The following is a 25,421-nucleotide window of genomic DNA, read 5'->3' on the forward strand; positions in this document are numbered from 1 at the left end:
CCCCAACGTCGTCCCTCCAACTCAAGATCAACTTGAAAAATTTTATGGAATTTTGTCGCTAAAAATAAATAGCTGCAAAACCTTAAAAAAACTCCACATTGAAGATAATTATAAAGAAAAGATATTCTATATCAGTGATGAAATTGTTCAGGTTAAACTGTTGTTGCAATCACTAGATGAGAAGATAACCTTTCACTTGAACGATGACTGGTTAAATAGGAAGAATAGAGAAGCTATAGCTGATTTGGGGGGGCGTTACACGTCTGAACTAAACGTAAAGCTTGAAATTTCAAAGGTATTTGAAGGGCTTGGAAGGACTCAAAACTTTTTTGATATATTTTACAAGCATATCGATAGTTTTCTAATTAAAGGGAAGAAGCTCCGAAATTGTGATGAAATATCTGAAGAATTAAACTTGATCGCTAAATCCTTAACTGATATCACAACGTTGTACCTAGAAATCGATTTTTCTAACTTGAGCCAGGTTCCAGTTGATAAATTTTGTGAATATATTTCCAATTGCCAAAATTCTATTTCCGAGTCGGAATCGGTTCTATGGAAACTCAGAGAAGAGTCAAAGAAGGATGGTAAGGAAGCAAGCTTTAGTGATAGGAACTCTCTTATTTTGAGAGAGTTAAGGGAGTTTGATTATGAGTGCGAAACTTTATGTGCATTCCTCAAGTCTGTAACAGTAAAATTATCTAACAATCCTTTTCTGCTCCTTGAAGGCGAAGCAGGAATTGGTAAGTCTCACTTACTGGCAGATGTCATTGAATCAAGAATTGCAGCAGGATATCCATCCCTATTTTTATTGGGGCAGCAACTTGCCACTGATGAGTCCCCTTGGATACAGATTCTTAAAAGACTACAACTAAATACCACATCAACAGAGTTTCTTGAAAAGCTAAACTTATATGGGCAAAAAAGGGGCAAAAGGTTTCTGATATGTATTGATGCCATCAATGAGGGAAATGGTAACAAGTTTTGGTCAGACAATATTAATAGTTTTGTTGATGAAATAAAAGGTTTTGAGTGGCTTGGCTTAATAATGTCAGTCAGAACAACGTATAAAGGCATTACAATATCAAATGAACAGGTATCTCGTAATAATTTCGAGACTCATAAACACGTAGGGTTTAATAATGTGGAGATGGAAGCCGTCAACTTATTTTATGACCACTACAATATAGAAAGACCGTCATCGCCTAATTTAAATCCAGAGTTTAAAAACCCTCTATTTATTAAGTTGTTGTGTGAAGGAATTAAAAAAAGTGGTTTAACTAAAGTTCCTGTAGGGTTTAATGGAATCTCTAAAATCTTAAGTTTTTTTGTTGAAGGCGTAAACACATCATTAGCTTCTCCAAAAAAATACAAATACGACCCTAGCTTTCCATTAGTTAATGATGCTCTTAATGAGCTAATCAAGGTTAAACTCGCTAATGATGGCAATAATATTTCTTTTAAAGATGCTCACTCAGTTGTCCAATCTGTCGTTCAAGACTATGTCAGCGATAAAACTTTTCTTAGTGCATTGATAGATGAAGGATTGCTGACTAAAGGCATTGTTCGCAATGAAGACAACTCAATTGAAGAAGTTGTTTATATATCTTTTGAAAGATTTGACGATCATTTAACAGTTAAGTTCTTACTAGATGGTGTTGAACAAATTGAAAATGAGTTTAAAAATGGAGGCCGTCTTAAAAGTTACTTCAACGATGAATATGACTTTTATCGCAACCAAGGAATTGTTGAAGCTCTTTCTATTCAATTACCAGAAAAGTATGGAAAAGAGCTTTACGAACTACTTCCCGAGTTCAGCGAAAATCATAATTTAGTGGATGCTTTTATTGATAGCTTGGTTTGGAGATATGTCACCGCAATAGACTTCGAAAAACTAAGAGATTTTATAAACGAGAAAGTTCTCCGTTATCGAAATACTTTTGACCATTTTTTGGAAAAGCTGATTTCCATTTCTGGTGTTGAGGGGCATCCCATGAATGCTACTTTTTTACATGAATGGCTATCAAAGCATCCTTTACCTGATCGGGATGCTTTCTGGACGACAGAGTTGAAGTACAAGCATGATGAAGATTCTACATTCAGGCAACTTATTGACTGGGCTTGGAGTGACACTGATAAAAGCTATATATCTGACGATTCAATAGAACTAGTCGCAACTACTCTATGCTGGTTCTTGACTTCAAGTAATAGGGAACTGAGAGATTGTTCTACTAAAGCTTTAGTCAATTTATTAGAAGATAGAGTTCCTATACTTATTAGGATAATAAACAAATTCGAGGGGATAGACGACCCGTATGTTTGGGAAAGAGTATTTGCAGTAGCACTAGGCTGTACATTACGAACAAAGAATCACGAAGAGCTAGCCAATTTGGCTGAAACAGTTTTTGATAAAGTGTTTCATACTGAATATGTATATCCCAATATTCTATTACGAGACTACGGCAGGGAGATTATCGAATTCGTATCATATCTTGGATTGTTACCAAAAGGTATCAACCTATCAAAAACTAAGCCTCCATACAAAAGTAAATGGCCAGAAAATATACCAACTGAAGCAGAGTTAAAATTGCTTTATGATAAGAGTAAATACTGGTCTCTTTGGTATTCGATAATGGGTGGTGGCGATTTTTCTAGGTATATAATTGGAACGAATAGTAACCAATCAGATTGGTCTGGATGTAAATTTGGTGAAACCCCAACTGAACGTAAGCAGGTTTTTGAAAATTTCCAAACTAAATTAACTGATGAACAGAAAAAACTGTATGACTCCACAAACCCTCTTCTTTACAATGATAACGATGAAGAAATGTCGTTCGGGGAAAATACTATTAAATTGGGGAACGTAGTAGGTCGAAAGAGTGAGGAAGAAATATTTGCTAGCAAGGTTTTGTTCAAGAAATCATTGTCGGAAGACTTATTGACCGAGTTTGAAAGAGATATAGAACCGTATTTAGATCACAATAATAATATTCTCGAAACTGACAAGCACTTTGACCTGAGAATTGCCGAGCGCCTTATTTTCAAGCGTGTTATAGAGCTTGGATGGACTCCAGAAAAGCATGGAGACTTTGATAAGCAAATAGGTACAGGTCGAGGACGTAGAGATTCATTTCAAGAGCGGATCGGAAAAAAATATCAATGGATATCCTACTATGAATTCATGGCACTGCTTTCTGATAACTTTATTCGTTTTGAAGGATATGGAAAAGGACGTAAAGAAAGTCCTTATCAAGGGCCTTGGGATCCATATATAAGAGATATAGACCCTACTATTTTACTCAAGAATACAGGAACAAAAAGGCTAAGCCATAAAGAAATGTGGTGGGCTAATAAAGAAGTATTTGATTGGGATTGCACTAATGAAGAGTGGATTAGTAATCCGTCTACGATAAATAATCCGTATGACTTGATTGAGGTAAATGACAGCAATGGCACTGAGTGGTTGGTATTAGAAAGCTATCCATCATGGAAAGAACCCAAAATTATCGGTAATGAAGATTGGGGAAATTCTCGGAAGGAAGTTTGGTGTCAAGTCAGAGGGTATTTAGTCAAATCGGATGAATCTGACACTTTTAAAGCTTGGGCAGAAAACCAGCATTTTATGGGCAGGTGGATGCCAGAAGGAAGCGATAGGTACGAATTATTTGATAGAGAGTTCTATTGGTCTGAAGCATTTCAGTCTTTTAAATCAGACTACTATAGCGGTTCAGATTGGACAGAGGTAAGAGATCAAGATTCTGGGACTAAGATAGCTGATGTTAGTGTCACTTCGCTCAATTACTTATGGGGAGAAGAATTCGATAAATCCAAAGCTGACACTTTGAGCTTTCTTAAGCCTAGTTCATTAATCTTTGAGAAAATGGGGTTGAGCAGTAGTGAAACCGAGGGCAGTTACGAGGATAAAGAGGGGGATATTGTTTGTTTCGCAACTGAGGCTTTGACTGACTCTAAAACATATTTACTTATCAAGAAAGATCCATTTTTAAGAATGTTGAATGAGAATAACTTAGATATAGTGTGGACACTTTTAGGTGAAAAAGGTGTTATCGGTGGCTCCATAGACTCAAACCACCGCTATGGTCGTATAGAATTTAGTGGATCATTTTATTTGGACAATGGTGAACTGAACGGAACGAGCAAGATATATTCAACTCGATAGTTTCTTTGCATGAAACGGTAGCGTAAATAGAAATCTGTCTGCGCTACCAACTCTGTTCTTTAAGCCCATTTGCGTGATCTTACACCCAGTAGATGTGCATAACAATGCAAGTATAAAGCACTTTGTATAAACACCGTTTATGGTGAGAATACGGCTGTTTGTGAGTACAGGTCGATAACGCCATAGAATTAGGTAATGTATCGAAAGCTAGTAGCTAGATTTATCAGTTTAAAATGTAGCTAAACTATAAACGGGGCAAAAGCGTGTTTTGGGTTTTAGCAACGAGAGTCAGTACCACTTACACTGACTCGATATTGAGGTAGCGTTACTTGGTCGAGGATTTGCTTGGCTTTAAGCCCGGAGTGTTGCCTGGCGTTTTTTTGTTATCACGTCGACGTTGATCTGGCTTGCCGGTCGACTTGGCTATTGGTTTTGGCCCTGGTTTCAAACCCATGATTTTATCCTTTTATTTAACGAGGTTATTCCTCGTTGTATAATCTTTGGGCAGTGTGGATGGCTTTCAAGATGTGTATGAAAAACAATCTAAAAATATCCCCAATATTTCTTGCTGGTAACGCATTTTTTGATGCGTTTTAAAATGTACTGCGACAAGTTGAAGGCACAAGATGGATAGAATTACCTCGGGTCCACGACGGCTTAGTGTTGAAGAGATACAAGCGCTTCGTCGCGATATGCAAGAATCCTCAGCTTGGGCCAAAGCCGAACTAAAACGTCGACGAGTCGCGAAAAATCAAAAAAATTCTGTGTATGGTATCAATGATGGTATCGAGAAAGGTGGCATTCCTAACTAGCGAACACTAAAAACCGCCTCAAGTGAGACGGTTTCTTTATCACGCTGAGTTAAGGTATCAACCAGCTACTTGGCTATTTGTAACGCCTTGATCGGTGGTTGCGGGTGCTTCCTAGCTTGGGCCAGATCATAGTTCACCTGCATGGCGAGCCAGGCTCGGGCCGTGCTCACTCCTGCCATTTCCAGACGAAGCGCAAGGTCAGGGCTGATCGCGGCTCGGCCGTTCAGTACACGAGACAGAGCTACGCGGGACATGCCCAGTCGCTCGGCTGTTTCCTTCACAGACAGGCCCAGCTCAGCAATAACGTCTTCGCGCAGCAATTCGCCAGGGTGCGGAGGGTTCATCATCATGGTTTATTCTCCCTAGTGACAATCGACGTAATTGACCAATTCGACATCCACGCCAATGAACCGAAAGGTCACACGCCAGTTGCCGTTTACCCGAATTGACCAGTATCCGTTCAGCTCACCTTTCAACTGGTGTAATCTGAACGAAGGAATGTTGAGGTCGTCTGGCCCAGCGGCAACGTCCAGTAACGCCAGAATACGACTTAGTTTGGCCGCATGTGCCGCCTGAATGCCTCGGGTCGTCCCAGTCCTGTAAAAGGCTTCCAGCCCTTTATGTTGAAATCCTGTGATCATGGGTTTTAGTGTATCTCGTAACGCTACGGTTTACAACTGAGCGCTGTCATAATGGGTTCCTACCTCTGCAGGATGACACTGTGTTTTCATGCGAAATTTATAAAAATTCCGAACATGGTATTTTTCTTGGTATTGAATATGACTTTTTTGTTTCTAAATGTTTCAACGCACTCTGTAAGCATCAGTTTTTTGTGCTGCTTTTCTAATTACAAAACAATTTAACATTGGGTTAACTGGCTTACTTATGGCTAACTATGCTGATTTTTGCTTTACTGGCGAAGGTTTGTCATTTCAATGTCATTAAAGCCTGCTGGATCAGGTAAGCCAAAACACAACATCGAAAATAATGGAGTTCCCAGTGAGTCAACACATTAACCCAGCAACCGATACAGGCCGACCGCGCGGCATGGATCGGTTTTTAAATATGATAGAGCGTGCGGGTAACCGGATCCCAGATCCCGCCTTGTTGTTTTTTTGGGGGTTGATTACCGTTTGGGTACTTTCCGCCATCCTTTCTCAGATAGAATTTAACTCTGTTCACCCTTTGACCGGGGACACCGTCCAAGTCAAAAACCTGCTCACCGGCGATGCGCTAGCTCACTTTTTAGCCAATATGGTTGACACCTTTACTGGATTTGCGCCGCTGGGGATTGTTTTGGTGGCGATGCTTGGTGTAGGTGTGGCTGATCAGTCAGGCTTTATCACCACCGGTTTGAAGAAAATGCTGAGTGTGACGCCGAAGCAAGCACTCACACCCATGCTGATTTTGGTGGCGATCGTGTCACACACGGCGGCGGATGCAGGCTATGTACTGGTGATCCCACTCGGCGGGATTATCTTCCACGCGGCGGGGCGTCATCCGCTAGCGGGGATTGCCGCCGCTTTTGCTGGGGTGTCGGGAGGCTTCTCCGCGAACTTTATTCCGTCTGGCATTGATCCTTTGCTGGCAGGCTTTACCGAGTCGGCCGCACACGTGTTGGATGACAGCTACCAAGTTAATCCCCTCGCTAACATCTACTTTACGGGCCTGTCGTCGATTTTAATCGTGGCGCTGGGCTGGTTTGTGACTGAGAAAATTGTCGAGCCACGCTTAAATCGCACACCGATTGATGAGGATGCCGAAGAGGCGCCTGATCTGGGCTCATTCACCACCATTGAAGGTAAAGCCTTTAACCGTGCCGGATTGGCGATGCTGGCCGGGATTGCCGCGCTGGTGGCGGCCTCATGGCCGGAAACCTCGCCGCTTCGGTCACCGGCGGGCGAGCTTACCGCCTTTGATGCACCGATTATGCAATCGATCGTGCCGCTCATTTTTGTGCTGTTTATTATTCCAGGCATTGTGTATGGCAAAACCGCAGGCACCTTTAAAACCAGCCAAGATGTGATTAAATCCATGTCTGACACCATGGCGACCATGGGCGCCTACATGGTGATGGCGTTTTTCTGTGCCCAGTTCTTGGCGGCATTCACCCAATCAAATATTGGTACCTTGTTAGCGCTGAATGGCGCGGAGCTATTGCAGTCAATGAACCTGCCAGGTGAGATGACGATTGTGGGGATGATTTTGCTCACCGCACTCGTGAACCTGTTAATCGGTTCTGCGTCAGCGAAATGGGGTCTGATTGGACCGATTTTGGTGCCAATGCTGATGGTTGTCGGTATTTCCCCTGAATTGTCACAAGCGGCTTATCGTGTCGGGGATTCCGTGTCGAACATTATCTCGCCATTAATGGTGTTCTTCCCACTTGTTGTGGTGTATTGCCAGCGCTATGTAAAAGCAACAGGCATTGGCACGGTAGCGTCAATGATGATCCCTTATTCATTGACCATGCTGGTGGGCTGGACCTTGTTCTTGCTAGCGTACTGGGCATTCGGATTGCCACTGGGTATTCAAGCAAGCTATCAGTACCTGGTGCAATAACGGTCACATAGAGCGCGTATCGTCTATCATGACGTTGCAGACACAAGCCGGCCTTCGAGCCGGCTTATTTGTGTCGTATACTAGCGATGAATGACATAGCCAATAAATCGAGGTTGGAATGAACGAGCCACAAACGTCGGATACGATTCACGACGTTTATATGCGCCAGGCGATCACACTGGCCGACAATGCTGAGCAAGAAGGTGAAGTGCCTGTCGGCGCCGTGGTGGTGTATCAAGGTGAAGTTGTGGGCACGGGGTGGAACCGAACCATTACCCAGCATGATGCCACTGCCCATGCCGAAGTGATGGCCTTACGCCAAGCCGGCCAAGTGCTGGGTAATTATCGCCTATTAGACGCGGATCTTTATGTGACACTCGAACCGTGCCCGATGTGTGCGGCTGCGATGGTGCATGGCCGTGTCAGAAAGGTGTATTTTGGCGCGCCGGATCCCAAAACCGGCGCGGCTGGCTCGGTGATGAACCTACTCAGTTATGAAGAGGTCAATCACCATGTGCAAAGCGAGGGTGGGGTATTAGAGGCTGAGTGCCGAGCGCAACTGCAAGCGTTTTTCCGCCGTCGTCGTGCTGAAAAAAAGGCTGCAAAAAAAGCAGCCCGTGGTGAGGCCTCTATTGTGTCGTCTGATTCAGACCAAGCGTTTTAAAACGCCTCATCAAACGCGGCAAACTCACGAATCGCAAACGCGCGTTGGCGCCATAGTACTTTCTTGTGCATATTTTGGCGCATGCGCTTGCGACGGTTAGCCGATGAAATATTGTTTTTACGAAAGCTTTGTTTCACCAGCCGTTTTTTTGGCACCATAGGATCCTCATTGCGGTTGCTTTTCTGATTGCGATATTGGGTTTTGTTCAGAGCCTTCTGGCGTAGTATCCGGCGCTGGTTCAGCAACTTGCTCGGGGGATGGCTCGGGCGCAATGATGGTTTGCAGCCCACCGAGCGATTCGACTTGCTGACTGTCCAGCGACTCTATATGTGCTTTTTCATAGCCTAGAATACTCTGATAATAACGGCGAATATTCTCAACATAGCTTAGCGCTTCATAGCCACGTGCATAGCCGTATCGTGTTTGCGTGTAATATTGGCGCTTAGCGAGCAAGGGAAGGCGCTGTTTCACATCACTCCACGAGTTAGGATTGGCGCCTTGCGCTTCAGTGAGTCGCCGCGCATCCATCATATGACCAAAGCCAATGTTATAAGAGGCGAAAGCAAACCAAATCCGCTCGTGTGGGTTAACACTGTCGGGAATCCGGTCGAGCATACGCTGCAGGTAGAGTGAGCCGCCTTTGATGCTTTGTTCTGGATCCAGACGGTTGCGCACGCCGACGGATTTAGCGGTCGGTAACGTCAGCATCATCATCCCACGTACCCCTGTGGGAGATATGGCGCGTGGGTTCCAGTGTGATTCTTGATACGACAAGGCGGCAAGCAGGCGCCAATCAAAATCGTTCGCATGCTTTTTGAAAAGGGGCTCCCACTTGGGTAGTTTGCTTTCTATGGCGCGCAAAAATGCGCGGGTATCAACGTAATCAAATTGATTCACGTGGCCAAAATACTTTTCTTCTAAAATTGCCAATTCACCGGTTTGGTTCAGCTCACCAAAAAAATTCACCATCAGGGCATAGGCGCTGCTGTCGCCTTGTTTTTTCATAAACCAGGCGACAGGCTCGTCCTCACTGAGGGCCATGGCGACGGCAATATCTGGGTGGGTGCGTTGCATCAAGGCAATATCGACGGAATCGGCAATGGTAAAGTCAATCTCACCGTCTGCGACTTGTTTAAGCAGCTCATCATCGTCGGCGTCTTGCACCACTTTCCAGCTGAGATCGGGGTGGTCTTGTTTTAGCGCTTGCAGAGTGAGGTCGTGGCTAGAACCTTCCACTACCGCCATTACCGCGTTCTCGCGGTTAAAATCGCCAACATCGCGAGGGCGCCAATGTCCCTTTTTATACACCACTTGTTGGCTGACAAAATAGTAGGCGGGGCCGGGGCGAAATTGGGCCAAGCGTTGGTCGGTAATGGTGAGTCCTGCAGCAATTAAATCGACATCACCGCGTTCTAATGCAGGAAAGAGGCCGGATAACGTATAGGTCGGCACCATTTCCAGCTTTACGCCAAGCTTGTCAGCAAAACGTGATGCAAGTTCGTAATCCAGCCCGGTTGGGCCATCAGGACCAATGTAATAAGAAAGTTCGTTATTGAGCGTTCCGACTCTTAGCACGCCGCGGTCGCGGATTTTTTCCAGTACGGTGCGATCGTCGAAGTGCCAATCACACCCCGTTAATACCAGGCTAACTACCAGCACGACAAGGCTAGTCATCCATGATTTCAGAGAAAAGTCACGCTGTATCAAAGGCTGTCGCTCGCAGTTGCTGGCTAGCGTGGTAGTGCTAGCGATGATCGATAGACGCCACATTCTACGTGAATAGGTTGGATACGGATAGAGGGAAAATTTTTTGCGCAAACGGTTGCGTCAGGTGTGTTGTCGCTAAGGATTTTGCCCTATAATGGCCGCCGTCTGCTTAAAAGGCCAGCGAAAACGCATTTTTGCGTGTTCAAACCACTGCGGTTAAGAGCGTGGTGATACCCAAGTTATCGTGCCAGGATGCGTCAATTTGGGTATACCCTTTCATTTACCGCTAACGAGAGACGTACGCACATGGATATATTGCGTGGTTCCCCCGCACTGTCTGAGTTTCGTGTCAATAAACTACTGGCCAGCTGCCAAGCGCATCAGTTACCGGTCACGGCACTGTATGCTGAGTTTATTCATTTTGCTGATTTGCATCACCCTTTGGATAGCGCGAGTCGCGAGAAGCTCGAAAAGCTGCTGACTTACGGACCCACTTTACCGCCGCACGCACCTGAAGGGACGCTGTTTCTCGTTACGCCTCGTCCCGGCACCTTGTCGCCGTGGTCATCCAAAGCAACCGATATTACCCATAACTGTGGCTTGGACGCGGTGAAACGCTTAGAGCGTGGTACCGCGTACTATATTCAACTCTCTGCGCCATTAACTGATGAGCAACACGCAACCTTAATCGGATTGTTGCACGATCGGATGATGGAAACGGTATTTAGCGAGCTTGAGGCCGCCGCGGTGCTGTTCGAGCAAGCGGAACCTGCGCCGATGCACAGCGTGGACATTCTCTTGGGTGGTCGAGCCGCTTTAACTGAGGCGAACCAAGCCTTAGGATTGGCTCTGGCAGAAGACGAAATTGACTATTTGGTTGAGAACTTTACCCAGCTGGGGCGTAACCCCAACGACATCGAACTGATGATGTTTGCGCAAGCCAACTCAGAGCATTGTCGCCACAAAATCTTTAACGCCGATTGGACCATTGATGGTGAAAAGCAGCCCAAATCGCTGTTTAAGATGATCAAAAACACCTATGAGCAAACCCCAGATAACGTGCTGTCGGCGTATAAAGACAACGCAGCCGTAATGACGGGCTCAAACGTTGGGCGCTTTTTCCCGACGCCTGAGAGCCACAGCTATCAGTATCACCATGAACCGGCCCATATTTTGATGAAGGTGGAAACCCACAACCACCCCACCGCGATTTCACCGTGGCCAGGGGCCGCGACCGGCTCTGGCGGTGAGATTCGTGACGAGGGTGCGACCGGTGTCGGCGGTAAACCCAAAGCAGGGTTGGTCGGTTTTTCCGTCTCTAATCTGAAAATCCCGGGCTTTATTCAGCCGTGGGAGCGAGACTATGGCAAGCCTGAGCGCATTGCCACTGCGCTCGAAATTATGCTGGAAGGCCCGCTAGGCGGCGCGGCGTTTAATAACGAATTTGGCCGTCCTAACTTGCTGGGCTACTTCCGTACCTATGAGCAATCAGTGACCTCGCATGCCGGTGAGGAAGTGCGCGGCTATCACAAGCCGATCATGCTCGCAGGCGGAATGGGCAACATCCGCGACGGCCATGTGCAAAAAAGTGAGATTGACGTGGGGGCCAAACTGATTGTGTTAGGTGGCCCGGCGATGAACATCGGCCTTGGTGGCGGAGCAGCATCGTCGATGGCATCCGGCCAGTCGGCGGAAGACTTGGACTTTGCTTCGGTACAACGTGAGAATCCAGAAATGGAACGCCGTTGCCAAGAGGTGATCGATCGCTGCTGGCAGCTTGGCGAAGACAACCCAATTGCCTTTATCCACGATGTGGGCGCGGGTGGCCTTTCAAATGCGATGCCAGAACTGGTTGATGATGGCGGCCGCGGCGGGTGTTTTAACTTACGTGATATTCCGAATGATGAGCCGGGAATGAGCCCGCTCGCCATTTGGTGTAACGAGTCACAAGAGCGTTACGTCTTGGCGGTCAAACCCGAAAACCTGGCGCTTTTCGAAGCCTTGTGCGAGCGTGAACGCGCCCCGTACGCAGTCATTGGTGATGCCACCGACGCGCGTCACCTGTCGCTTGAAGACAGCCACTTCGGTAATAGCCCTATCGATATGCCGATGGATATTCTGCTGGGTAAAGCGCCCAAAATGCACCGTGACGTTACACGCCAACAAGTGACAGGTACCGCGCTAAACACCCAAGGCATTGAACTGGCACAAGCCTGCGAGCGTGTTTTACGCTTGCCAGCAGTGGCGGAGAAAACCTTCTTGATCACCATCGGCGACCGCTCGGTGACCGGATTGGTTGCGCGTGACCAAATGGTCGGCCCTTGGCAGGTACCCGTCGCTAACTGTGCGGTCACGGCGGCCAGCTATGACAGTTATCACGGCGAGGCGATGGCGATGGGTGAGCGTACCCCAGCTGCCTTGCTCGACTTTGCTGCTTCTGCCCGTATGGCAGTGGGTGAAGCGTTGACCAATATCGCCTGTGCCGATATTGGCAGTCTGACCAACATTAAACTGTCTGCCAACTGGATGTCCGCGGCGGGTCACCCGGGCGAAGATGCTGGCTTGTACGAAGCGGTTAAAGCGGTGGGTGAGGAGCTGTGTCCTGAGCTATCACTGACCATTCCGGTGGGTAAAGATTCGATGTCGATGAAAACCCAGTGGCAGCAAGACGGTGAAAACAAAACGGTGACGGCACCGATGTCGCTGATCATCACCGCCTTTGGCCGCGTGGAAGATGTGCGTCGTACCGTGACCCCACAATTGCGTAGCGATAAAGGTGACAGCCACCTGATTGCGATTGATCTTGGTGAAGGCGTGCAGCGTCTGGGCGCAACCGCGTTGGCTCAGGTGTATCATCAATTGGGCGATAAGCCTGCCGATGTCACCAGCAGCGCCCGCCTAAAAGGCTTTTTCAATGCGATGCAAACCTTGGTGGCAGAGCAAAAACTGCTGGCGTATCACGACCGAGCCGATGGCGGACTATTCGTTACCTTGGCTGAAATGGCCTTTGCCGGTCACACCGGTATTGACGTGGACATCGCCCGTTTAGGCGACGATGCCTTGTCGGTGTTGTTTAACGAAGAGCTGGGCGCGGTGATCCAAGTGGCGACGCAAGATCTCGAGCGTGTTAATGCGGTGTTGGATGAACATCAATTAACCGCATGCAGTCACCTGATTGGCGGCCTAAGTGATAGCGATGAGATTATCGTGCGTCACGGTGAGGCGCCTATCTATCAAGCCAGTCGCCAGCACCTGCGTCAGATTTGGGCTGAAACCACCTATCAAATGCAAGCGCGTCGCGATAATCCGGACTGCGCTCGTCAAGAGTTTGACGCCAAGCAGGCGGCCGATCCCGGTTTACACGCTAGTCTGAGCTTTGATGTGCACGAAGATGTTGCTGCGCCATATATCGCGACCGGTCAACAACCGACCATGGCTATTTTGCGTGAGCAAGGCGTGAACTCGCATGTGGAAATGGCCGCCGCCTTCGATCGCGCTGGATTTAACGCCGTGGACGTTCATATGAGTGACATTCTCTCAGGACGCGTTAGTTTGGACGGTTTCCAAGGGCTGGTGGCCTGTGGCGGTTTCTCTTACGGTGACGTGTTAGGCGCTGGTGAAGGTTGGGCGAAATCCATTCTGTTTAATAGCCGTGCGCGCGACCAATTTAGTGCCTTCTTTGGCCGTGAAGACACGCTAGCACTTGGGGTGTGTAATGGCTGCCAGATGCTATCGAACCTGCATGAACTGATCCCAGGGGCTGCACACTGGCCACGATTTGTTCGCAATGAGTCCGAGCGCTTTGAAGCCCGCTTTAGCATGGTGGAAGTGCAATCAAGCCCATCCGCCTTTTTTGCCGGGATGGCAGGGTCACGGATGCCCATTGCGGTATCGCATGGTGAAGGACGGGTAGAAGTGCGCGATGCTGAGCACTTGGCGGCGATTGAGGCGTCAGGCACGATAGCGCTGCGTTACACCGATAATCACGGCCAGCCAACACAAGCGTATCCTGCCAACCCGAATGGCTCACCAAATGGCATTACCGCGCTGACTACCGAGTCGGGCCGTGTGACCATTATGATGCCGCACCCTGAGCGGGTATTCCGTACTGTCGCCAACTCTTGGCACCCCGATGATTGGGGCGAAGACAGTGCGTGGATGCGGATGTTCCGCAACGCGCGGGTTACTCTAGGGTAAGCACCGTACCAATAAAGCCGCCACACTTTGGCGGCTTTTTGGTGATATGCGAGAATCGATGGATGATTTTTTATCCGGCTGCGATACAATTTCAACTAAACAACTGATCCATCAGGACCGGCTGCGGCCAACGAGAAGGATAACGGAATGAAAAAAATTGAAGCCATCATCAAGCCATTCAAACTCGATGACGTACGCGAAGCGCTGGCAGACGTCGGGATTACAGGGATGACTGTCTCAGAGGTAAAGGGTTTTGGTCGTCAAAAAGGCCACACTGAACTATATCGTGGCGCCGAATACATGGTGGACTTTCTGCCCAAGGTGAAATTGGAGGTAGTGGTGTCTAACGATGTTGCTGAGCAATGTGTCGATACCATTATTGAGACCGCGCAAACCGGTAAAATTGGTGATGGTAAAATCTTTGTCTTTGACGTTGAGCGTGTGGTGCGTATCCGTACCGGCGAAGAAGACGAAGAAGCGATTTAATTTCACGGGTTAGACCAATACGGTAAGCAATAAAAAGCCAAGCGTAATGCTTGGCTTTATTGTATTTACGGTGTAGATACTGTATTCACGGTGTAGATAGCGTATGCTCGGTGTAGATACTGTCTACGCGCCAGGATTGGCCGGATGCGCTTGATAGCGTCCCGGTTTGTGGTTCATCGCTAACACTAAATTGAGTACAATCGCACCGGCCACAGACCACATCAGCAGGTTCAGATCGATAAGGAAGAAAGATAACGCGAGAATGGTGCAGTCGATGCCCATTTGTAGCTTTCCTGCCGAGATCCCAAACTTGTCCTGACAATAGAGCACCAGTACGTTAAAACCGCCTAAGCTGGCATTATGGCGGAAAATCATCAACATACCGACGCCCATCAATAGTCCACCAATCACTGCACAGTAGGCGGGGGCCAGCCAAGTGATTTGGAAAAAGTAGGCAATATGATCAGCCATCACCGATACGGCGCCACCGGCAAGTAAACTGCGTAATGCAAATCGCGGACTCATACGGAACCAAGCCATTACATAAAACGGGCAATTGCAAAGAAAATACAAAGTACCGAACGATAGGTCGGTAAATTGGCTGACTAATAACGCCAGGCCGGTGGTACCCCCGGTTAAGAGTCCGGCCTGTTGCAAGAAAAATACCCCCTGGGCGACTAAAAACGCGCCCGAGGCGATAGCAATAATGTCTTCTTTAAAGCTGTGTTGATACTGGCTCACACGGCTTCTCCCTACTTAATTAGCGTGATAAAAACAAAAACGTGTTAGCAACAAAAGCCCCGCCAAAACCCAATAGGCTGGCGGTTAAAAAAGGTTAATGGGCACTGGCGACGAGTGCCTGCGGGTGCGGGCGCGCATTCTATCGCCAATGAGGCTTGGGAAACAGTCGACAACGTAAATAACCTGCGTCTTGATTGTCACTATTATGATACTCCGCTGTAAAGTGTTTACAGTGGATAGCGTGCTGCTGCGCCGCGATACAAGCCAAAATAGCCGAGTTTTGAATAAAAAAATCATCCCCCAGGCTACCTGATTGAAGGGAATTTTTGTAGAATAGCAAACGCAGTCATGGCGGTAACGAAAACGTTTGCGTAAGTGAGTCAAACGTTTGATGTTGCCTTGGCTTAATTGCTTTGATTCGAAGGTGAAAGCGATTAAGCCAGGGCGTGATCTAAAACATCACACCGAGACTAATTGTTGCTAGGTGGCCTATCGGATCCTAGCGTTCGCTTTATGGGTGATTGCCCGCCAATGTTAAGTCAGGAGAGACCAATGCTAAAGCGTGACATGAATATCGCGGATTATGACCCAGCGCTGTTTGCGGCGATGGAAGAAGAAAGTACGCGTCAAGAAGAACACATTGAGCTGATTGCGTCAGAAAACTACACCAGCCCGCGCGTGATGGAAGCGCAAGGCTCTCAACTGACCAATAAATACGCGGAAGGCTACCCAGGTAAACGGTATTACGGCGGCTGTGAATACGTGGATAAAGCCGAAGCCTTGGCGATTGAGCGTGCCTGTCAACTCTTTGGCTGTGAGTATGCCAATGTTCAGCCGCACTCTGGCTCACAGGCGAATAGCGCGGTCTACATGGCGCTACTAAACCCAGGTGATACGGTACTGGGTATGAGCTTGGCGCATGGTGGTCACTTAACCCATGGTTCGCCAGTTAACTTTTCCGGCAAGCATTATCATGTGATCCCTTACGGTATCGATGAAGCCGGTAAAATCGATTACGAGCAAATGGAGCAGCTTGCACTCGAGCATAAGCCAAAAATGATCATTGGCGGGTTTTCTGCATACTCACAAGTGGTTGATTGGAAACGCATGCGTGAGATTGCAGATAAAGTCGGAGCTTGGTTCTTGGTGGATATGGCACACGTGGCTGGCTTAATTGCCGCTGGTGTTTATCCCGATCCACTGCCTTACGCACATGTGGTCACGACGACGACGCACAAAACCCTTGCAGGTCCGCGTGGTGGTTTGATCTTATCAAATGCCGGTGAAGATATTTATAAAAAGCTCAACTCTGCGGTGTTCCCTGGCGGCCAAGGCGGCCCATTGATGCACGTGATTGCGGGTAAAGCCGTCGCGTTTAAAGAGGCGATGGAGCCAGAGTTCAAAGCCTATCAAGCGCGCGTGATTGATAACGCACGTGCGATGGTGAAAGGGTTTCAAGCTCGCGGTTATAAAATCGTATCGGATTCCACTGACAACCACTTGTTGTTGGTTGATTTAATTGATAAAGACATTACTGGGAAAGAAGCCGATGCCGCGTTAGGTGCCGCTAACATCACAGTAAACAAAAACAGTGTACCGAACGATCCACGTAGTCCGTTTGTCACCTCCGGTATTCGTGTGGGGACGCCAGCGATTACACGTCGTGGCTTTACCGAGCAAGACGCCGAACAACTCGCGCATTGGATGTGTGATGTGCTTGATAACATCAACAATGAGCAAGTGATTGCAGAGACCAAAGAGAAGGTCCAAGCCATCTGCCGTCGTTTGCCGGTATATGCTTAATAAAGCAATACAGATTATCTAAAAAGATGGGCGCCTATGGGCGCCTTTTTTATATTTATCTGAGAACGAAGTCTAGTTGAGACACAAAACCCGTACTCCGTCTCCTTAGAGAGGCTTTTTCATCCTCGCAAATCGGTTACACTAGCAGGACAATATTGAGGAGACGACGCGCATGCACTGTCCATTCTGTGGTGCTACCGACACCAAAGTGATCGATTCTCGACTCGTGGCTGATGGCCATCAAGTTCGCCGTCGTCGCCAATGTTTGGCGTGCGCTGAGCGATATACGACGTTTGAAACAGCGGAATTAGTCATGCCACGGGTGATCAAAACCAACGGTAATCGAGAGCCCTTTGACGAAGATAAATTGCGGGGCGGTATTCAACGTGCGTTGGAGAAGCGTCCTGTCAGTACGGATGATATCGAAAAGTCGATAAATAGCATTAAGTCGCGTTTGCGAGCGACGGGTGAGCGAGAAATAGGATCAGCCATGGTTGGCAACTTGGTCATGGAAGCACTGAAGGAGCTTGATAAGGTGGCTTATATCCGTTTTGCCTCTGTTTACCATAGCTTTGAAGATATTCGCGAATTTGGTGAAGAGATTGCACGGTTACAAAAATGACAACTAGCCACCAAGATCAAACGATGATGGCGCGCGCATTAGCGCTTGCGGCCCAAGGTCGCTTTACCACCACCCCTAACCCCAATGTCGGCTGTGTGATTGCTCACGGTGATGACATTGTGGGTGAGGGGTTTCACATTGCTCCAGGTGGTCCACACGCCGAAGTTCACGCCTTAAAAGCAGCGGGGGAGCGCGCGGTGGGCGCGACGGCTTATGTCACTTTAGAGCCTTGCTCTCACTATGGTCGCACGCCGCCGTGTTGTGACGCGCTGGTTGCCGCCAAGGTCACGCGTGTTGTTTGTGCGATGCAAGACCCTAATCCTAAAGTGGCAGGGCGCGGTCTCGCGCGGTTACAACAAGCCGGTGTTGAGGTCGTGGTCGGTGTGATGGCTGAGCAGGCCAAAGCGCTGAATCCTGGTTTTATTAAACGTATGCAAACCCAGATGCCCTATGTTCAGCTCAAACTGGCGGGCAGTCTTGATGGGCGCACCGCCTTGGCAAATGGTCAAAGTAAATGGATCACGGGTGAACCAGCGCGCGCCGATGTGCAGATATTTCGCGCCCAAGCGAGCGCTATTTTATCGACCAGCGCCACGGTATTAGCCGATAACCCCAGCCTAAATATACGTCGTAGCCAGCTTGCAACTGAGATCCTCGACCATTACCCGCAATCAGTACTGCGCCAGCCGACGCGCGTGATCTTGGATAAACATAATAAAACGTCACCTGAAGCGACCGTCTATCAGCTTGAGGGCGAGGTGATCCGAATTGTCGATATGCCAAGTAGTCAGATATGGCCGGATAACGTCCACGAATGGGTCATGCCCGACGCTTCGCTCAGCGCTATCCTTCACGCATTGGCACAACATGATATCGATAAGGTTTGGGTAGAAGCAGGCGCGAGGCTGGCGAATCAGTTATTAACTGAGTCGTTAGTGGATGAGCTGATTGTTTATCAAGCGCCGGTATTGCTGGGGGCAGATAGCCGCCCGCTGATTGCTTTAGACGGGTTGCAACGTATGGATGACGTACCGCGTTTTCATTTTAATCAAGTGACGCCTATCGGTGACGATGTTCGCCTAATCGCAACGCTCTCGGAGCATGCGGTCATCACGCAAGAGTATTAATACGATGTTTACTGGAATTATCGAAGCGGTGGGCCGAATTCAAAAGCTGACTCGCCGTGGCCAAGACATGACCCTCACCATAGAGAGTGGTGCCCTCGACCTCTCGGATGTCAAACTGGGCGACAGCATCGCCACCAATGGGGTGTGTTTAACCGTGGTTGCATTGACCGCAACCGGTTATAGCGCCGATGTGTCGTCAGAAACGCTGGCGCGTTCATCACTCGGGATCTTGTCTGTTGGTGATAACGTCAACCTGGAAAAGGCGATGTTGCCGACTACGCGTTTTGGCGGACACATGGTCTCTGGGCATGTGGATGGCCTAGGGGAAGTGACGTCAGTGAGTCAAACGGGACGTGCATGGGAGTACTGGATTGCATTACCGCCTGAACTTGCCAAGTATGTGGCGTTGAAAGGATCGATTACGGTGGATGGGATTAGCCTGACGGTGAACGACGTCAATGGCAGTGCGTTTAAGCTCACTATCGTACCGCATACGGCTGAACAAACGACAATTCAGCACTTTGCTCCGGGGCGTAAGGTGAACATTGAAGTCGATGTCATCGCCCGTTACCTTGAGCGAGTGATGCTCGGAGACAAAGCGGCTGAACCGACACAATCAACGGGCGTGAGTCTTGAAACGCTCGCCCGTTCCGGTTTTTTGAAATAAGGAATCCAAGATGGCAATTAGTAGCGCCCAAGAAATCATTGATGATATCCGCCAAGGTAAGATGGTGGTATTGATGGATGACGAAGATCGCGAAAATGAAGGCGACTTGATCATTGCAGCAGAAGCCATTACGCCAGAAGCGATCAATTTTATGGCGACCCACGGGCGTGGTTTGATTTGTTTAACGCTGACTCAACAGCGCTGTCTGCAACTTGGATTGCCCTTGATGGTGTCAGATAACAATGCGCAGTTTTCCACCGCCTTTACTGTCTCGATTGAAGCGGCCGAAGGCGTGACCACTGGCATTTCGGCGGCCGACCGCGCGCGCACCGTGCAAGCGGCGGTGGCGTCAGATGCCAAAGCCGCCGACTTAGTACAGCCTGGGCATGTTTTTCCGCTCATGGCGCAAGAGGGCGGTGTACTGACTCGCGCAGGTCATACAGAAGCGGGCTGTGATCTGGCGCGCCTAGGCGGTTTTAACCCTTCCTCGGTGATTGTTGAGATCTTAAATGAAGACGGCACCATGGCGCGTCGTCCTGACTTAGAAGTGTTTTGTGACAAGCATGGTATTAAACTTGGCACCATTGCCGATCTGATTGAGTATCGTAATTTAAACGAAACGACCATCGAGCGTGTTGCTGCCTGTACTCTGCCGACCGAATTTGGTGAGTTTGATCTGGTGACCTACCGGGATACCATTGATAACCAAATTCATTACGCGATGCGTAAAGGCGAGATTAGCACCGATCCGACATTGGTAAGGGTTCATCTGCAAGATACGTTTACCGATTTACTTCGCTCCGATCGTACTGCTGAGCGCAGCTGGGGGCTGACTCGTGCGATGAAGCGCATCAGTGAAGAAGGCGGCGTGTTGGTTATTTTGGGGAAAGAAGAGACGCCCGATTCCATTATCAGTAAAGTCAAAGCGTTTGAAGCGCAAGATAAAGGTGAGAAACCAGCAGGTGCCAAATGGCAGGGCACGTCACGCCGAGTCGGAATTGGATCACAAATATTAGCCGATCTGGGCGTGAAACAAATGCGTTTGCTCTCTTCATCGACAAAGCGTTATCACGCCCTGTCAGGCTTTGGCCTGAACGTGGTTGAATACGTGACCGAATAAATACTGAGAGAAGCGACGAGGCTCGGGCGCTTTTCCCAAGACACTGAGCATGGTGTCAATGGTAAAAAGTATGCTAGAATCGCGCGGTTTCTCATTCCGGAAAGCAAGTCACAGGAAGGCTCATGAACGTAATCGAAGGTGCATTTGCCGCGCCCAATGCGCAGGTTGCTATTGTTATCTCTCGCTTTAATAGCTTTATTAATGAGAGTTTGCTAGATGGTGCGGTTGACGCACTGAAGCGCCAAGGCCAAGTCAACGACGATAATATTACCGTGGTCCGTTGTCCCGGTGCTTACGAGTTGCCTGTGGTGACCCAAAAGTTGGCGAAAAGCGGTCGTTATGATGCGATTGTCGCGCTAGGCTCAGTGATCCGCGGCGGCACACCGCATTTTGACTATGTTGCCGGAGAATGTAACAAAGGGTTGGCACAAGTAGCTCTGGAGTATGAAACCCCAGTTGCTTTTGGTGTGCTGACGGTAGACACCATTGAGCAAGCGATCGAACGCGCAGGTACCAAGGCTGGTAATAAAGGGGCAGAGGCTGCACTGAGCGCGCTTGAAATGGTGAATGTTCTGTCCCAGATTGAATCCTAATGGGGGTTAAAGTGAAACCAGCCGCACGGCGTAATGCTCGCCAATTTGCATTGCAAGCCATTTACACATGGCAAATCGCAAAAGGGAATGTCGCTGATATTGAAGCGCAGTTTTTGGCCGCAGATAAATACGAAGAAGAAGATGAGCACCAGAAAACAGAGCCACTTCTTCGCGATCCTGAAACAGATGTTGCGTATTTTCGTACGCTGTTCAGTGGTGTTGCGCTCAGCCATCAAGAACTTGATAGTAAGATGCGTCCGTATTTGTCTCGTCCATTACAGGATCTTGACGACATGGAGCACGCCTTATTGCGCCTTGCGATGTATGAGCTGATCAAATGCGATGATGTCCCTTATAAAGTGGTCATCAATGAAGCCATTGAGTTGGCTAAACGCTTTGGTGCGGAAGACAGCCATAAATTCGTTAATGGTGTCTTGGATAAAGCGTATCCTCGGTTACGTTAATCCCTCCTTACTAGGCCAGCCATGCTGGCCTTTTTATTGATCTAATCCGATAAATAGTTTTTATGACGCGCAACGAATTTGATTTGATTCGCGATTATTTCGCACGTCAACCGGTTAACCGTCGAGATGTCGCCCTAGGCATTGGCGATGATTGTGCGATCACTGAGGTGCCAGACGGCTGCCAACTCGTGGTCACCACAGATACGTTAGTCGAGGGCACGCATTTTCTTCCTTCCGCCAAGGCATCCGACGTTGCTCACAAAGCCTTAGCCTCTAACTTAAGTGATCTTGCCGCAATGGGTGCGATGCCAGCTTGGTGCTCGCTCGCTCTAACCTTGCCCGATTCTGATGAAGCCTGGGTGGCCGGTTTTTGTCAGGGATTTTCTGCTTTGGCTGAACACTTTCAGGTTCAGTTAATCGGGGGCGATACCACGCGAGGTCCAAGAAGCATTACCATGACGTTGCATGGCCATGTGCCTAAAGGGCAGGCACTGACGCGTTCAGGCGCCAAACCTGGCGACTGGATCTATGTAACGGGATCGCTAGGTGAAAGCCAGGCAGGGCTTGCTTATGTGCTTGGCAAACCCATCGTTGATGAGGCGCGTGCTAATCGCTTGATTAACCATCATTATCGCGCTCAACCGCGCGTAGCTGCCGGGCAGGCACTGCGGGGCATTGCTTCGGCTGCTATCGATATCTCTGATGGTTTGTATGCAGATTTAACCCATATTCTCCAAGCCAGTGATGTCGGGGCGCAAATTGAGGTCACACGGCTACCGATTTCTGAACGTTTACTCGCAGAGGTTGATAGCGAAACAGCCGCACAAAAAATGGCCCTGACGAGTGGCGAGGAATATGAACTTTGCTTTACTGTCCCAGAAATGCATCGTGGCACACTTGATACAGCATTAAAACACAGTGGCACTAAGGTGCAGCGTATTGGCCAAATTAATGGCCACCGTGCGCTTGAGTTAGTTTCACAAGGTCAGCCACTTGATTGGACGCTGACAGGTTGGGATCATTTTAAGGAGTCAAATTGTGACGGATCCTAAACACCGTTTATCGTTGTCTAATCCTATCCACTTATTGGCGCTCGGGTTTGGCGGTGGCTTATCGCCGATAATGCCCGGCACAGTCGGTACGTTAGTTGCGATTCCGTTTTATTGGGCGCTGGTCACTTTTGGTGGGGTTGTTGGGCTTTGGATCGCCATTATTGTTGGCGGCATCGCAGGGATTGCGATCTGTGGGCGTGCGTCTAAAGACATGCAAGTCCATGATCATGGTGCGATTGTTTGGGATGAGTTTATCGGCTTCTGGTTGACGATGGCGCTTGTCCCCACAACAGATTGGAAAACGGTATTGGCTGGCTTTATTTTATTCCGCCTTTTCGATATGGCAAAGCCTTGGCCAATCAGCTGGTTAGATAAACATGTTCATGGTGGTATCGGCATCATGGTGGATGATATTCTCGCCGGAGTGATGGCGATGCTAAGCTTGTGGCTCTTAACGACCTACATGCCTACGCTTTTTTAGCATGACTCATTCAGCATTAATCATGCATTAAGGATGGCGCTCCCACAGGGACTCGAACCCCGATCGATCGCTTAGGAGGCGACTGCTCTATCCTGTTGAGCTATGAGAGCGTGCGGCCATTATACGTAAAAACAGGCGCGATTTAAGCGCCTGTTTTCATTTAGTTAAGCCCTTTGGTCACTATATCGCCAATTTGAATGCTGCCGGTTAAGGTTTGAGGCTGAATCACAGCTTCTGCACTACTCTCATACACGCGAGCCACGGTCAGGGTGATACCGCTTTTGCGGCGCTGGGTGCGTACAATCCCTAAATCATCAGTGAAAGAAGCGACATGCCATAGGTTCAATTGATCACCTTGTTTAACTCCATTGATACGCCCGACATTGATTTGAGCAATATTGTCTTTGAGTGCAACGATTTCTGGCTTACTGGCGCGACAGGACAGTGACGACTCTAAATCTAACAATATATTTCGACTCATTCGGCGTGCCATTTGCCCATAAGGAGACTGCCAAAAGCGTGCCGTTTGCGTATCGACTTGGCTGTGTCGCTCAAACGGCCATTGCGCGATATCACGATAGCGGCGTTGGAAGATCACTTCCCCGCTCTCACTGTCCATCGCTTGTACATTGACCGCTAATTGTCGATTATTTTTAGCTTTGCCGAAGCCACTATCATCCGTGGTGGCAGATAAGTCGGTGATCGCACCTGTCACAACAAACTGCGCGTCTTTATCTTCCGCCAGCATGGTAATCGCGTTTGGCATATTGGGTGATACATCAACATTGGCGATCCCGCGTCCCACAAAACTTTGTGCATGCTGTTTAACTTCACGGCTCAACAGAACTGAAAAGTCATCACCGAATTGATAGATCCCACCTAACGCTGCCTGCTGTGGCGACATAATGGGGAAACGGGTTAACACTATGCCTTTTTTATACTGGGTTTTGTGGCAAGCGTTTGCCGAGGGGTAGATATCTAGCCGCAGGTTAACCACATAATTGCCACCTTGCGTGCCTTCCTCCAGCACTTGTACCTCGCGCACCGCGTTACCGCTAAATAGATAGTCAGGTTTTACTTGTGTATAAAAACGTTTGAGCTGCTGAAGGCTCCCCACATCGGCACCCGCAAAGCGAATGGCGTCAAAAGTTGCCGCTTCGAGTGCGCGCACGCGCGCCGCTTGCTGGCTTTCGAGTATCGGGGAACTGGCGGATACCTCATACCAGGCAGCGTGCGTGAACGGAGTGACAACAAAGCTAACAACCAGTGTTAGCCGCGCCAAAAGGGTTTTCATAGTCAAGATCTCACTTAGTGGGTACGGAAATTGCTTTAACTTCATTAACGCGTAGGGTAACGGCCTACCAATAAGATGACGCAAAGACGCTGATGCAAGTTGTGTTCCTAAATGAGAATGAGCAATCTAGGGTAAAGGTTTGACGACATTGACCGATACACTAGATAACACACTTGTCTCACATCGATGACTGAGCGCGGAGCATGATACGATGAAAAAGTGGATAGTGGCGATAGTAGCGCTATTGGTAACGGGCTGTGCTTATACGCCTATTTATAACGGTAAAGAGCCGTATTCAGGCAGTGAGTTTTTTCTTAAGCAGCGGCCACGCCACACACTCGACTATTTTTTAAATAGCATGGCGGATGAACTTTTAGCGACCAACGCTTATTTGACGGCACGCACACCGCTGGCCGTGACTTCGTTTGTCGATCTGCAAAATATGGGCGAAACAAACTGGTTAGGAAACACTGTCACCGAAGGGTTGATTTACCAGATGCAAAGACGTGGTTTTACGGTGGTAGACTTTAAGTCAACGGGCGCTATTCGGGTCACAGAAGAAGGTGATTTCACCATCAGCCGTGATTGGAAGGAGCTCGATCCTGAGCAGCAAATCGACTATGTATTAACAGGCACCATGCTGCGTCAAGGCGGTGGGGTGCTCGTCAATGCGCGTGTCATCGGTATGGAGTCGCGTGTGGTTGTCGCCTCAGCGCAAGGGTTTTTACCCGCGGACCGGATTGGCCGTGATATCGATAGCTTGTACAAGGTGCGTAAACGTGATGGTGTGATCATTCGCGACGATCAAAACCGCATGAAACGTGAAACCGTCGTACTAAAGCCTTAGCA

22 protein-coding genes and 1 tRNA gene are annotated in these 25,421 nt (G+C 48.5%); 16 read left to right on the plus strand and 7 right to left on the minus strand.

The features are described from left to right. Positions 1-52 precede the first annotated feature (52 nt). Positions 53-4,180, plus strand: coding sequence for an AVAST type 2 anti-phage system protein Avs2 (gene avs2 / locus BZG75_RS06900; RefSeq protein ID WP_206779524.1), 4,128 nt, complete (start codon positions 53-55; stop codon positions 4,178-4,180). Between the two features lie 626 nt (positions 4,181-4,806). Further along, positions 4,807-4,992 carry a hypothetical protein gene (locus BZG75_RS06905; RefSeq protein ID WP_077576558.1) on the plus strand — a complete coding sequence of 62 codons (186 nt, stop codon included), beginning with the start codon at positions 4,807-4,809 and terminating at the stop codon, positions 4,990-4,992. 65 nt (positions 4,993-5,057) lie between these two features. Here the strand turns inward: BZG75_RS06905 and BZG75_RS06910 are convergent, their stop codons facing one another. Together BZG75_RS06910 and BZG75_RS06915 are read right to left on the minus strand one after the other, a co-directional pair. Further along, on the minus strand, positions 5,058-5,336 hold the full coding sequence (locus BZG75_RS06910) for a HigA family addiction module antitoxin (RefSeq protein ID WP_242413586.1): 279 nt from the start codon (positions 5,334-5,336) through the stop codon (positions 5,058-5,060). Between the two features lie 18 nt (positions 5,337-5,354). Then, a complete protein-coding gene (locus BZG75_RS06915) occupies positions 5,355-5,633 on the minus strand; it encodes a type II toxin-antitoxin system RelE/ParE family toxin (protein ID WP_077576560.1) in 279 nt (92 codons plus the stop codon). A gap of 406 nt (positions 5,634-6,039) precedes the next feature. On the opposite strand from BZG75_RS06915, the gene BZG75_RS06920 reads away from it, so the two are divergent. Both BZG75_RS06920 and tadA read left to right on the plus strand, forming a co-directional pair. Continuing rightward, positions 6,040-7,554 (plus strand): AbgT family transporter, encoded by a 1,515-nt coding sequence (locus BZG75_RS06920; protein WP_242413587.1) that lies wholly within the window; start codon positions 6,040-6,042, stop codon positions 7,552-7,554. Between the two features lie 118 nt (positions 7,555-7,672). After that, positions 7,673-8,218, plus strand: coding sequence for a tRNA adenosine(34) deaminase TadA (gene tadA / locus BZG75_RS06925; RefSeq protein WP_077576562.1), 546 nt, complete (start codon positions 7,673-7,675; stop codon positions 8,216-8,218). Here tadA and BZG75_RS15395 read toward each other — a convergent pair. Next, positions 8,215-8,376 (minus strand): hypothetical protein, encoded by a 162-nt coding sequence (locus BZG75_RS15395; protein WP_021023011.1) that lies wholly within the window; start codon positions 8,374-8,376, stop codon positions 8,215-8,217. The genes tadA and BZG75_RS15395 overlap by 4 nt on opposite strands. A gap of 7 nt (positions 8,377-8,383) precedes the next feature. Further along, positions 8,384-9,892: a membrane-bound lytic murein transglycosylase MltF gene (gene mltF / locus BZG75_RS06930; RefSeq protein ID WP_077576563.1), complete on the minus strand. Its 1,509-nt coding sequence runs from the start codon at positions 9,890-9,892 to the stop codon at positions 8,384-8,386. A gap of 339 nt (positions 9,893-10,231) precedes the next feature. On the opposite strand from mltF, the gene purL reads away from it, so the two are divergent. Then, positions 10,232-14,122: a phosphoribosylformylglycinamidine synthase gene (gene purL, locus BZG75_RS06935; RefSeq protein ID WP_077576564.1), complete on the plus strand. Its 3,891-nt coding sequence runs from the start codon at positions 10,232-10,234 to the stop codon at positions 14,120-14,122. Between the two features lie 147 nt (positions 14,123-14,269). Then, positions 14,270-14,608: a nitrogen regulatory protein P-II gene (glnB, locus tag BZG75_RS06940; RefSeq protein WP_021023014.1), complete on the plus strand. Its 339-nt coding sequence runs from the start codon at positions 14,270-14,272 to the stop codon at positions 14,606-14,608. Between the two features lie 123 nt (positions 14,609-14,731). Here the strand turns inward: glnB and BZG75_RS06945 are convergent, their stop codons facing one another. Further along, on the minus strand, positions 14,732-15,349 hold the full coding sequence (locus BZG75_RS06945) for a YitT family protein (RefSeq protein ID WP_077576565.1): 618 nt from the start codon (positions 15,347-15,349) through the stop codon (positions 14,732-14,734). Positions 15,350-15,901: 552 nt separating this feature from the next. Here BZG75_RS06945 and glyA point away from each other — a divergent pair. The 9 genes from glyA (at position 15,902) to BZG75_RS06990 (ending at position 23,278) form a co-directional block, all read left to right on the plus strand. Beyond that, complete coding sequence (glyA, locus tag BZG75_RS06950) at positions 15,902-17,152, plus strand: serine hydroxymethyltransferase (protein WP_077460282.1); 1,251 nt, start codon at positions 15,902-15,904, stop codon at positions 17,150-17,152. 172 nt (positions 17,153-17,324) lie between these two features. Further along, positions 17,325-17,774, plus strand: a complete 450-nt coding sequence (gene nrdR / locus BZG75_RS06955; RefSeq protein WP_021023017.1) for a transcriptional regulator NrdR — start codon at positions 17,325-17,327, stop codon at positions 17,772-17,774. After that, on the plus strand, positions 17,771-18,901 hold the full coding sequence (gene ribD, locus BZG75_RS06960; protein WP_077576566.1) for a bifunctional diaminohydroxyphosphoribosylaminopyrimidine deaminase/5-amino-6-(5-phosphoribosylamino)uracil reductase RibD: 1,131 nt from the start codon (positions 17,771-17,773) through the stop codon (positions 18,899-18,901). The genes nrdR and ribD overlap by 4 nt, the downstream gene beginning before the upstream one ends. Positions 18,902-18,905: 4 nt before the next feature. Continuing rightward, positions 18,906-19,568, plus strand: coding sequence for a riboflavin synthase (locus tag BZG75_RS06965; RefSeq protein WP_077576567.1), 663 nt, complete (start codon positions 18,906-18,908; stop codon positions 19,566-19,568). Between the two features lie 10 nt (positions 19,569-19,578). Beyond that, the gene (gene ribBA / locus BZG75_RS06970; protein WP_077460285.1) at positions 19,579-20,688 is read left to right on the plus strand and encodes a bifunctional 3,4-dihydroxy-2-butanone-4-phosphate synthase/GTP cyclohydrolase II; all 1,110 of its coding nucleotides are present in this window, start codon (positions 19,579-19,581) and stop codon (positions 20,686-20,688) included. 122 nt (positions 20,689-20,810) lie between these two features. Further along, the gene (gene ribH, locus BZG75_RS06975; RefSeq protein ID WP_021023021.1) at positions 20,811-21,281 is read left to right on the plus strand and encodes a 6,7-dimethyl-8-ribityllumazine synthase; all 471 of its coding nucleotides are present in this window, start codon (positions 20,811-20,813) and stop codon (positions 21,279-21,281) included. Next, the gene (gene nusB / locus BZG75_RS06980; protein ID WP_021023022.1) at positions 21,281-21,745 is read left to right on the plus strand and encodes a transcription antitermination factor NusB; all 465 of its coding nucleotides are present in this window, start codon (positions 21,281-21,283) and stop codon (positions 21,743-21,745) included. The genes ribH and nusB overlap by 1 nt, the downstream gene beginning before the upstream one ends. Before the next feature lie 62 nt (positions 21,746-21,807). Next, positions 21,808-22,797: a thiamine-phosphate kinase gene (thiL, locus tag BZG75_RS06985; RefSeq protein ID WP_021023023.1), complete on the plus strand. Its 990-nt coding sequence runs from the start codon at positions 21,808-21,810 to the stop codon at positions 22,795-22,797. Further along, positions 22,784-23,278 (plus strand): phosphatidylglycerophosphatase A, encoded by a 495-nt coding sequence (locus BZG75_RS06990; protein WP_077576568.1) that lies wholly within the window; start codon positions 22,784-22,786, stop codon positions 23,276-23,278. Before thiL ends, BZG75_RS06990 begins: the two co-directional genes overlap by 14 nt. A 34-nt stretch (positions 23,279-23,312) precedes the next feature. Here BZG75_RS06990 and BZG75_RS06995 read toward each other — a convergent pair. Together BZG75_RS06995 and BZG75_RS07000 are read right to left on the minus strand one after the other, a co-directional pair. Then, a tRNA-Arg gene (locus tag BZG75_RS06995) sits at positions 23,313-23,388 on the minus strand. Between the two features lie 50 nt (positions 23,389-23,438). After that, a complete protein-coding gene (locus BZG75_RS07000; protein ID WP_077576569.1) occupies positions 23,439-24,572 on the minus strand; it encodes a flagella assembly protein FlgT in 1,134 nt (377 codons plus the stop codon). 211 nt (positions 24,573-24,783) lie between these two features. Here BZG75_RS07000 and BZG75_RS07005 point away from each other — a divergent pair, with 211 nt between their 5' ends. Then, positions 24,784-25,419 (plus strand): FlgO family outer membrane protein, encoded by a 636-nt coding sequence (locus tag BZG75_RS07005; RefSeq protein ID WP_077460288.1) that lies wholly within the window; start codon positions 24,784-24,786, stop codon positions 25,417-25,419. The last annotated feature ends 2 nt before the right edge of the window (positions 25,420-25,421 follow it).

This window comes from Salinivibrio sp. AR640 (assembly GCF_001995405.1).
GTDB lineage: Bacteria > Pseudomonadota > Gammaproteobacteria > Enterobacterales > Vibrionaceae > Salinivibrio > Salinivibrio costicola.

What these genes read in the sequence shown, in the direction of transcription:
- glyA (WP_077460282.1), top strand. Translation starts at nt 15,902, where the DNA reads ATGCTAAAGCGTGACATGAATATCGCGGATTATGACCCAGCGCTGTTT.
- ribBA (WP_077460285.1), top strand. Translation starts at nt 19,579, where the DNA reads ATGGCAATTAGTAGCGCCCAAGAAATCATTGATGATATCCGCCAAGGT.
- BZG75_RS06920 (WP_242413587.1), top strand. Translation starts at nt 6,040, where the DNA reads ATGGATCGGTTTTTAAATATGATAGAGCGTGCGGGTAACCGGATCCCA.
- BZG75_RS06910 (WP_242413586.1), bottom strand. Translation starts at nt 5,336, where the DNA reads ATGAACCCTCCGCACCCTGGCGAATTGCTGCGCGAAGACGTTATTGCT.
- mltF (WP_077576563.1), bottom strand. Translation starts at nt 9,892, where the DNA reads ATGACTAGCCTTGTCGTGCTGGTAGTTAGCCTGGTATTAACGGGGTGT.
- thiL (WP_021023023.1), top strand. Translation starts at nt 21,808, where the DNA reads ATGACGCGCAACGAATTTGATTTGATTCGCGATTATTTCGCACGTCAA.
- BZG75_RS15395 (WP_021023011.1), bottom strand. Translation starts at nt 8,376, where the DNA reads ATGGTGCCAAAAAAACGGCTGGTGAAACAAAGCTTTCGTAAAAACAAT.
- ribH (WP_021023021.1), top strand. Translation starts at nt 20,811, where the DNA reads ATGAACGTAATCGAAGGTGCATTTGCCGCGCCCAATGCGCAGGTTGCT.
- purL (WP_077576564.1), top strand. Translation starts at nt 10,232, where the DNA reads ATGGATATATTGCGTGGTTCCCCCGCACTGTCTGAGTTTCGTGTCAAT.
- BZG75_RS07000 (WP_077576569.1), bottom strand. Translation starts at nt 24,572, where the DNA reads ATGAAAACCCTTTTGGCGCGGCTAACACTGGTTGTTAGCTTTGTTGTC.
- glnB (WP_021023014.1), top strand. Translation starts at nt 14,270, where the DNA reads ATGAAAAAAATTGAAGCCATCATCAAGCCATTCAAACTCGATGACGTA.
- BZG75_RS06905 (WP_077576558.1), top strand. Translation starts at nt 4,807, where the DNA reads ATGGATAGAATTACCTCGGGTCCACGACGGCTTAGTGTTGAAGAGATA.
- nusB (WP_021023022.1), top strand. Translation starts at nt 21,281, where the DNA reads ATGGGGGTTAAAGTGAAACCAGCCGCACGGCGTAATGCTCGCCAATTT.
- BZG75_RS06915 (WP_077576560.1), bottom strand. Translation starts at nt 5,633, where the DNA reads ATGATCACAGGATTTCAACATAAAGGGCTGGAAGCCTTTTACAGGACT.
- ribD (WP_077576566.1), top strand. Translation starts at nt 17,771, where the DNA reads ATGACAACTAGCCACCAAGATCAAACGATGATGGCGCGCGCATTAGCG.
- nrdR (WP_021023017.1), top strand. Translation starts at nt 17,325, where the DNA reads ATGCACTGTCCATTCTGTGGTGCTACCGACACCAAAGTGATCGATTCT.
- tadA (WP_077576562.1), top strand. Translation starts at nt 7,673, where the DNA reads ATGAACGAGCCACAAACGTCGGATACGATTCACGACGTTTATATGCGC.
- BZG75_RS07005 (WP_077460288.1), top strand. Translation starts at nt 24,784, where the DNA reads ATGAAAAAGTGGATAGTGGCGATAGTAGCGCTATTGGTAACGGGCTGT.
- BZG75_RS06965 (WP_077576567.1), top strand. Translation starts at nt 18,906, where the DNA reads ATGTTTACTGGAATTATCGAAGCGGTGGGCCGAATTCAAAAGCTGACT.